This is a genomic window from Streptomyces sp. NPDC058239, from assembly GCF_042882185.1.
Taxonomy (GTDB): Bacteria; Actinomycetota; Actinomycetes; order Streptomycetales; family Streptomycetaceae; genus Streptomyces.
In genome coordinates, this window is sequence record NZ_JBHVWS010000073.1 from 32569 (window position 1) to 41384 (window position 8816).

Annotated in this window: 6 protein-coding genes and 1 pseudogene; 3 read left to right on the forward strand and 4 right to left on the reverse strand. The window is 65.8% G+C overall.

Annotated features, from left to right (window positions below):
- Positions 1-863 precede the first annotated feature (863 nt).
- From ACFVYE_RS42270 to ACFVYE_RS42280, 3 genes are read right to left on the reverse strand one after another with little or no spacing between them, the layout of a single operon-like run.
- Complete coding sequence (locus ACFVYE_RS42270; RefSeq protein WP_383974469.1) at positions 864-1652, reverse strand: tyrosine-protein phosphatase; 789 nt, start codon at positions 1650-1652, stop codon at positions 864-866.
- Complete coding sequence (locus ACFVYE_RS42275; protein ID WP_389608741.1) at positions 1649-3082, reverse strand: carboxylesterase family protein; 1434 nt, start codon at positions 3080-3082, stop codon at positions 1649-1651. The genes ACFVYE_RS42270 and ACFVYE_RS42275 overlap by 4 nt, the downstream gene beginning before the upstream one ends.
- Positions 3083-3107: 25 nt before the next feature.
- On the reverse strand, positions 3108-3866 hold the full coding sequence (locus ACFVYE_RS42280) for a class I SAM-dependent methyltransferase (protein ID WP_389608742.1): 759 nt from the start codon (positions 3864-3866) through the stop codon (positions 3108-3110).
- A 183-nt stretch (positions 3867-4049) separates the two neighbouring features.
- Between ACFVYE_RS42280 and ACFVYE_RS42285 the strand changes: the two genes are divergently transcribed.
- From ACFVYE_RS42285 to ACFVYE_RS42295, 3 genes are all read left to right on the forward strand, one after another.
- Entirely contained in the window at positions 4050-5222 is a 1173-nt protein-coding gene (locus tag ACFVYE_RS42285) for a CaiB/BaiF CoA transferase family protein (RefSeq protein WP_389608744.1), read from the forward strand.
- The gene (locus tag ACFVYE_RS42290; protein WP_383974478.1) at positions 5219-6325 is read left to right on the forward strand and encodes a phenazine antibiotic biosynthesis protein; all 1107 of its coding nucleotides are present in this window, start codon (positions 5219-5221) and stop codon (positions 6323-6325) included. Before ACFVYE_RS42285 ends, ACFVYE_RS42290 begins: the two co-directional genes overlap by 4 nt.
- 231 nt (positions 6326-6556) lie before the next feature.
- Positions 6557-7315 (forward strand): alpha/beta fold hydrolase, encoded by a 759-nt coding sequence (locus tag ACFVYE_RS42295; protein ID WP_383974481.1) that lies wholly within the window; start codon positions 6557-6559, stop codon positions 7313-7315.
- 296 nt (positions 7316-7611) lie between these two features.
- On the opposite strand, the pseudogene ACFVYE_RS42300 reads toward ACFVYE_RS42295, so the two are convergent.
- Positions 7612-8665: pseudogene (locus ACFVYE_RS42300) on the reverse strand (ISAzo13 family transposase); the annotation flags it as partial.
- Positions 8666-8816: the final 151 nt, after the last annotated feature.

Here is an 8816-nt window from a genome sequence, read left to right on the forward strand (position 1 = left end):
CTCCTTCCCCAAGCTCTCAACTCCGTTCGAGCAGGGCCGACCCCACCCAGAACGCTCCGACGCCTTGCGATGCACCGCACCGGACGCCGCGCCTCGACCGACCCTGGTCCGCAGTACAGGCCCTGAGCTTGACTCTGTCGGGGATCTTGGAGGGTCGAGGTCAGGTGCCGAGGGTGCGCCAGGACTTCGATCGGGGAATCGCTTGCTGGTCCAGGAAGGTCTGGAAGGCGGTCGGCGGTCTCGGTGAAGAGGTTCCCTCCGTCCCCGACCGGGCGCTGCCGCTCCAGCAGTCGGCAGGCGTCGTCGCCGGCGGCGAGGATCCTGGTCTTGGGCCGGGTGGGGTTCTTACCCAGACGGACTGGCCGGCCGTAGCGGCGCCCCCAGCCCTCGTCGACCAGGCCGACCAGCAGATACCCGGCCGTGCAGGCCACTTCTTCAAGCGCGGCACGGACCGCCTCGGTGACCAGATCCAGCCGGGTCAGGTCGCGCACCATGGAAATCATCCGGCAGCGGACCGCCTCCGCTGCCTGCCGGTCCGACAGGCCGGGCAGGAACTGCAGCACGCAGACGGTGGCCAGTTGGGCGGGCGAGAGCCCGGGACGCCCGTCGCGCGGGTACCAGCTCGCGAAGTCCTCGTCGCACCACAGCCCGTCCAGCCGGTCTCTGACCCACATCGCCGTCGTACCGGCCGGATTGCTCGCCCGTGCGATCTGCACGGGTCAGAGGCGGGACCTGCTCACCGGAACGGGGACGGAGCGACAACGGACACCTCGGCAGCTGTATCGGTCTACGAAACAGCCCCGAGCATGCCCGCCGATCAAGCTCGCGCACCGGGAATCACCAAGATCCCCGGCAGAGTCAAGTTAGCCGATCAGGCTGCTGGACAGAGCCCGTTGATCGTCCGCTGTCCAGCCCTGCAGCGCCAGCCACTGCCGGATGCCGCCGAATCGTTCGTCGAACGCGGCCAGCAGGTCGTGCATGAATGAAGGACGCGGCAGGAGGCTGGCGAACGGCCGGGCGCTGATATCCGCGGCATACGACGGGTTGTCGCGCAGGCGCTCCACTACCTCCGCCATCTGCTCACCTGACCTCATGTAGTCCGCGACGATGGCTTCTCTGCTCACCCCGACCGCATCGAGGGCCAACGCGCACACCACACCCGTCCGGTCCTTTCCCATCGCACAGTGCACCACAGTCGCTCCCGCGCTGTGAGCAATGATTCGCAGCGCGGCCACCACCGAGTCCGGGCGCTCGGAGCAGTACCGGAGGTAGTGACCGGTCGTCCCCGCAGCCTTGGGCCGCCCGTCCTCAGTCGTGCGATGCCATGGCATCGCACGCTCGACATCCACTCGATCCTGGTCCGGCGCAGACTCCGCGAGCAGCGACAGGTTATGGACCGTCACGCCGGCCGCCCGTGCCAACGGCCCCGGGCCTTCGCGCCGGACCTCGACGGTGCTGCGCAGGTCGATGACCTCCCGGACACCTAACTTCAGTGTGAGGTGCTCGACGTCGCCAGCGGTCAGATCCTGCAGGCTGCCCGACCGTATCAGCCGCGCATATCGGGTGACTTCATCTGCCGTGGTGGTCAGACCGCCGAGGTCACGGGCGTTCAACGCGCCCAGCAACGGAAGTCTGTGGGTGCCGGAGCTCATAGCGGAACCTCCGTGTCTGCCGACAGCGGAAGTGGCCGCAGATCCGGGAAGCCTGATGAGTGCGGCCCGATCCACCGTGCGAGTGGCCTGTGCGACGTATAGGCCGGCCACCCGGGATCACCGTCGCGAGCCAGACCCACCAGCCCGCTCTGCTCCTGGGCCCCGATCACACGGTCGGTCTCGGTGCCGTCCGCTCCAGCGGGATCGCAGAACAACGCCGCTGTGTCGGCAGCATGCACGGCCCGGTGGGCGATCTCGGAGTAGCCGGCCAAATGCGACGTGGTCGGATGGTAATCAAAAACCTGAGCCCAGCATGCGGCGGTACTCGCAGCTCCGGCGACACCGGACCCTTGCCTGTTCAGAGCGGACAGCAGCCGTTCGGCCGGGCGGACATAGAGTTCGTCGGACAAGAGGCTGACCTTCTTCCCCCGGTCCGCGGTGCCCGCCTCCTCCACCAGCCGGGCGTACTTGGCGTCCACGGCCGCACCGCCCTCGACGATCTCCAGGATCCCTGCTTCCTCCGACGTGACCGAGACCAGCACAGGGACCGGGACCGCGCGCTCGCCGATTGCCTGCAACAAGGGCTGAAGGAGCACATCACCGTCGACCACCGCCTGGTAGCGCATCTGCCCGGCGCGCAGTGTCTGCGAATGGGTGTATCGCAGCGCCACGTTCGACAGTTCCGCCAGGCCGCGCGCGCAGTCCGTGAGACTGCCGGCGGCAGCCAGAAAGCGCTCCGCCAGACCGGCCGCGTCGTCGGCCGACTGCGCCAGCTCGGCGTTGCCGCTGTAGATCGCGGCCTTGTGGAACAGACCCTCGGCCGAAGGGACGCTCAGCAGTGTCGCTACATCGGTTCCGCCGGTGGACAGGCCGAAGATCGTCACATTGTCGGGATCTCCCCCAAAGGAGGCGATGTTGTCACGGACCCAGCGCAGCATCAGCAGCTGGTCGCGTACCGCGAGATTCGTGCTGCAGTCATAGTCGGGGTCGAGGCCGGCCAGCGACAGCCATCCCCACGGTCCCAGCCGGTAATTGGCAGTCACAACGACCAGACCGTGCCGGGCCGCATAGGCCCATGGATCCACGGTCCGCATGGTGCCGCCGACCATGTGCCGGCCAGGATGGAACCACACCAGCACCGGCTGCCTGTCACGACGGTCCGGGCGTGCCGACCAGATGTTGAGGTTGAGACAGTCCTCGTGCTGCTCGGCGTCCGGGTACAGCGGGCTCCATCGCTGCGGTGTCACGGACATGGGAACCTGCCAGCTGACGGCACCCCATCGGACGGCGTCGATCGTGCCCCCGGCTGTCTCCGGCAGCGCCGGACGAAACCGGCCAGGTACCCGCCCGTACGGTATCCCGCGCCAGTTCGGAGTACCGCGATCGAGGAATCCACGTACCGTCCCTGAGGTGGTCTCGACCGCTAACACGCTGTCTCCTTTGCTGCTGCCGGACTCACAAGCGTCGAGCCAATTGCAGGAAGGTTCCCGAGCTGGTGCGGACAGTGCCTCCGCGGTTCTCGATCACCTCGCGCACCCCGGCGAAAAGCGCGGCTCTGGCCGAGGGCGCCATTCTGAGATGGTCGCTGAACGTGCCGATCAGTCCGATCCACGCGTCCGCGTCCATAGTGAGGCCCCAGCGGTAGGTGCGCTGGGCCACCGGAACGAATCGCTCATCATCCGCAAGCGGATCACGGACACCTTCCGTACTTTTCTGCCTGCCACCGCCCGGGAGCACCCCCGGAGCACACATTCTGTAGACCTCTTCAAGATCCTCGAGGACTGCATCGTCCAGCACGTGGAAACTCCAGAAACGGGCAACGTACCCGCCGGCACGCAAGATCTCCGCGGCCTTCCTCGCGCCGGCCTTCGGATGCAGCCAATGCCACGCGTCCGCGCTGACGATCAGGCCGAATTGCCGGTTCGGGCTCCACGTCTCGAACTTCGTGGTCTCCACGGTGAGGCCCTTGCCTCGGGCAACCCGGGCCATGCGCTCGTCAGGCTCGATCCCGCATACGAGTAGTCCCCGGGCCGAGAGGGCCGCGGCGGCCTTGCCGGTGCCGCAGCCCACGTCGAGGACGTCAGAGTCACACAGGCGCGCCAGGTCGTCGAACAGGGCGGCCGGATAATCTGGGCGGTAGAGATCGTAGTCTTCTGCTGCGGCGCCGAACGACTCGGCCCGTGCACGGTCGAGATGCCTTGTGCTGAAGGACACGTCAGTTTTCCCTCGCCGCTCGGACTGGCTGAAGTTCGTCAGACAGAATGCTGCGGTATCAGATATAGCGATTTTCCTGTCCGACGTGAAGTGAACCTTCGTGCAGAACTGTGGGTGTACCAAAGGTCACTTCACGCCGTCGGCGAATGATCGATAGAAGTAGAAGTGCCCAGTGATCTGCCGATGCCGGAGGAGAAGATGATGCCGGAGGGATCGTCGGCACCCCTTGCCGATGTGAAGGTCATCGACGTGGGGACTTTGCTGGCTGCCCCGTTCGCCGCGGCGATTCTGGGAGACTTCGGCGCGGAAGTGATCAAGATCGAGCAGCCGTCCGGGGACCCACTTCGTAGATACGGCCACCAATACGACGGCGTACCTTTGTTGTGGAAAGTCGTCAACCGCAACAAAAAAAGTGTGGTACTCGACCTGAAAGACCCCGGAAATCACGACACATTCATCGATCTGGTCGCCGGCGCCGACGTACTCATCGAGAACTTCCGTCCCGGAACTCTGGAACGATGGGGATTTTCTCCCACCAAACTGCAGGAAACCAACCAACAGCTCGTAGTGACACGGGTGACCGGCTTCGGCCAGGACGGCCCCTACGCGCGCAGGCCCGGATTCGGAACACTGGCAGAAGCCATGAGCGGCCTCGCAGCCATGTCCGGCGAAAGAGACGGCCCTCCTCTGCTCCCATCCTTCCCACTGGCAGACGCACTGGCAGGAATGCAGGCCGCCTGCGCCACACTCATCGCCCTGCATGCCCGCAGACGCATAGGCCGGGGTCAGGTGGCAGACGTCGCCATCACCGAGGCAATGATCGCAGCGATGGGCGCACAGGTAACCGCCTACGAAAAGCTCGGCGTCAAACCCAGGCGCGTGGGTAGCAGTTCGGACAACAACGCACCCCGCAACGTCTACCGATGCGCCGACGGCCGATGGGTGGCCGTTTCCGCCCCGGCCCAGTCCGTCGCCGAGCGAGTCGTTCGCCTGGTAGGCCGGCCCGAACTCACCGACGAGCCATGGTTCGCCTCCGGCCGGGGCAGAGTTTCACACCGCGACCTTCTGGACAATGCAATCGGACAGTGGATCGGGCGCTTCCGACGAGACGAGGTCATCGACGCCTTCGAAGAGGCCGGGGCCGCCGTCGCCCCGATCTACGAAGTCGATGACGTACTCGACGACCCCCACTTCCAGGCCCGCCAGGCCACAGTCCACGTACCCGACAGCGAACTCGACACCGTATGCATGCCGAACGTGGCGTTCCGCCTGTCCGAAACCCCCGGCAGCATCCGTTGGGCAGGCCCAAGACTGGGCGAGCACACCGACGACGTCCTGAACGGAGAGCACCCATGACTGCAACCGTCGAGGACCAGTGGTGGAGCATCCTGGACCCCTCCCTTGACCCCGACGACCCCCACGCCTACCTGCGCACCGCGATCCGATGGCACTTCAGTGAAGAGACCGGGTCACCGTTCTGGCTACGGCGCATGCAGCAACTCGACTTCGACCCGATCGTCGAAGTACAGACCTTCGACGACCTGCAGCGCTTCCCGAATGTGGTGGACGAACTGCGCACCGTGCCCGTCGAAGACCTCGTCCCACGGGGCTACGGACCCAACCCTCCCGCCCCACGGGTGTTCGAAAGCGGAGGAACCACCGGCGCGCCGAAGCGGGCGATCCTGATGCCCGACTGGATCTCTACCGCCGTGAACCGGATGCTGGACGGACCTCAGTTCGCAGGGCGGCCACCGGCCAACATCCTCGTACTCACACCCACCGGACCGCACAAGATCGGCTGCATGTACGACTACATCGCCGAACGCCAGAACACCATTAAATTCTCCATCGACATGGACCCGCGCTGGGTCAAGAAGCTCGTCGCACGCAATCAGCCGGACCAGGTCGAGGCATACCTCGAACACATCCTGGAGCAGGCGGAGCACATCCTGGTCACCCAGCAGATCGGGCTGGTGGTGACCACCCCACCAGTACTGCGCGCGTGCACCCGCCGGCCGCACCTTGTCGAACTCATCAACGCCAAGGCGCAGCTGATCTTCTGGGGAGGGGCGCACATGACCGTCGACGAACGGTTCATGCTGCGCCACGAACACTTCCCGAACGTACGCATGATCAGCAGATACGGAAGCCTCATGATCCTGGAGAGCGCCACGGAACGGCCCGGACTCAGCGCTGACCAGGACATCGTCTACGACCCGCGCAGTCCCGTAGTGACCTTCAATGTCGTCGACCCCGTGAGTCGCCGGCCAGTTGAGTACGGTGAGCGAGGGCAAATCGTGATGAACCATGTCAGTAAGGGCATGTTCCTGCCCAACAACATGGAGCGCGACACGGTGATCCGCGTGCAGGGTCGCCCCGGGCAGATCGGTGACTCCGTATCCTCCCCGGCTCCGCTCGACACTTTCGACGGCGAAACCGTCATCGAAGGCGTCTACTGAGTGCGGGGACCACCCTCGCGTACGTTGCCGCCCCCGGCCGTACGTCGGATCACCCCCGCCTGCGCGAAGACCACCGGACTGCGGCGCAGGCGTGCTCGGGCAAGTGGTTTCCGCTCACGATCGGTGAGTTCATGTCTGCGTATCAGGCCGTGATCCGACACGCCCTGGCGGCCGACGGAGTGACGCCGTTCGCCCCCGCTCCGCATGGCCGACTGGAGTAGGCTCAGCAACATGGCCGATCTTCCGGTGCGTCACTTCCCCGGCAAGGACGGAGCCAGGCTTGTCTATCGGGAACTGGGCGCCGGGCGGCCGTTGATCCTTTTACACGGCTTCTTTTCGTCCGGCAGTCACCAATGGGTGCGGACCCGTATCGCGGCCGCCCTGGCCGACAGCGGCCGTAAGGTATTCATGCCGGATCTTCGGGGACATGGAGAAAGCGCCGCCCCGCGCGATGCTGCGAACTACCCTGCCGACATCCTGACCGACGATGCCTTCGCGCTGATCACGCATCTGGGGCTCGCTGGCTACGACCTCGGTGGATACTCCTTAGGGGCACGTACCGTGGTGAGGATGCTGGTCCGGGGCGCTTCACCCGGCCGGGCCATCGTCGCGGGGCAAGGTCTGCGCGAGGTGACCGGCCGAGGTGGCGGAGTGGCCGCGTTCCTGCGGCACGTCTTCACCCATCTCGGCACGTTCGAGCCCGGTACGCCCGAATGGAAGGCGGAGCAATGGCTGGTCACCACAGGTGGTGACCCCCTGGCGCTGTCGCTCGTACTGGACTCTGTCGTTGGCACTTCCTTCGACGCCTTGACACAGATCCAGGTGCCCACACTCGTGGTGGTGGGTGACGACGACGACCGCAGCGGCTCCGCCAGTGATCTGGCCCGGACTTTGCCCCGCGGCACACATGCCCTGGTTCCCGGAGACCATACGACCGCGATCACGGCGCCGGAACTGGCAGAGACCGTCCTTGCCTTTCTTGCGGATTAGGAACTGTTCCTCGGATCATGTTCGGAGCCAGACAGCGAGGGCTGCGAGTGTGACGGTGCCGGGGTAGATGCAGGCACGCTTCTCGTAGCGGGTGGGTGCGCTACGAGGCGCCATGGAATCGAGTGAGGTGAGAGACCTTCGCCGCCGGGTTGTCGCAGCAATCCGGTTGAAGCTGGGGGCAGTTCGGCCCGGTGTATGCCGAGTCGGACGGTAAGCCGCAAGTCGCCCTGACAACGTCGGGACGGGCTGGCACTGCCAGACGGTCCGGGTTCGGCTGAGGGCCCGTAAAGAATCAACACGTTGTGCACGACGACCTCGTGGCTGTTCAGCGGTCTACCGCGCCAGTTCATGGTGATCGCGGAGAACAGCCGATGCTCCACCTTGTTCCACTTCGATGCGCCCGGCGGAATGTGGCAGACCGTGACGGCCAGGCCGGTCCGGGCGGCGAACGCGGCCAGCTCGGTCTTGAAGGCCCGGGTGCGGTATCCGTTGGAGCCGCCGGCATCGGCGGTGATCAGCAGCCGCCCGGCCTGCGGGTAGTCGAGGCGCCCTTGCCCGTTCCACCAGCGGCGGATCGATTCGACTGCGAAGGCTGCGGTGTCGTGATCCGTACCGACGTTCACCCAGCCGGTGTTTGCCGCCAGGTCGTAGATGCCGTAGGGCAGGGCTTTACCCAGCGCATCACCGGGGAAGTCATGGACGTCAACCCGCGCTGGCTCACCTGCCGGCCGCCATTCACGTCCCGCATTCTTGAACTCTCCGACGACTTCCTTCTTCTTCGTGTCCACACTGACCACCGGCTCGCCCTCCGCCTGATGGTCCTTGACCTGGTCGTTGATGTACCGGAACTGCGCGTCCCGGTCGGAGTGCTGAGCGCCCTCAAGGGTCTTGGCATTGGCCTGCAGACTGAAACCGTTCTCCCGCAGCAGCCTGCCCACGGTCGGGGCAGACGCGGCATTGCCCTGCCGCGGGCGCTCCCCGGCCAAAGACCGCAGCGACTTGGTCGTCCACCGCAGCGGCGACCGGATCGCCCCGCTCATCCGGATCGACCAGCGCCGGCAACGCGGGAGCGAGCAGCCGGTCAAGCTTCTCGGCGCTCTTGCGACCGCCGCCGTCCCGGCGGACCCGGCCATCGGGCAGTGGGTCCTCACCGCCCTCCCACTCGAAGACACCCTTCCGCACCGTCGTCTCGCTCACCCCTGCGGCACGCGCGACGGCCCGGACCCCGCTGTGCCCCAGCAGCCGGGCCTCGGCGGCCAGCGCCAGCCGCTGCTGCCGCTCATTCAGATGAGGGAACAACACTCCAAATCTCAGGGCGAGTTGGTCACGAACCTCGCTCGGTATGCGCATACCACACCAACGACAGGGAGGCCGTGAAGCAACGTGTTGATTCTTTACCGGCCCTTAGAAGTCGTTTCACTTGGTGAGTCGGCGGTGGCAGATGAGGGTTGAGGCTATGCCGACGAAGGCGAGGAAGTGCTCGGGCTTGCGTTCATATCGA

Bases quoted from the DNA above. Each gene is read 5' to 3' on its own strand.
- ACFVYE_RS42270 (WP_383974469.1), bottom strand. From the start codon at position 1,652: ATGAGCTCCGGCACCCACAGACTTCCGTTGCTGGGCGCGTTGAACGCC.
- ACFVYE_RS42285 (WP_389608744.1), top strand. From the start codon at position 4,050: ATGCCGGAGGAGAAGATGATGCCGGAGGGATCGTCGGCACCCCTTGCC.
- ACFVYE_RS42290 (WP_383974478.1), top strand. From the start codon at position 5,219: ATGACTGCAACCGTCGAGGACCAGTGGTGGAGCATCCTGGACCCCTCC.
- ACFVYE_RS42295 (WP_383974481.1), top strand. From the start codon at position 6,557: ATGGCCGATCTTCCGGTGCGTCACTTCCCCGGCAAGGACGGAGCCAGG.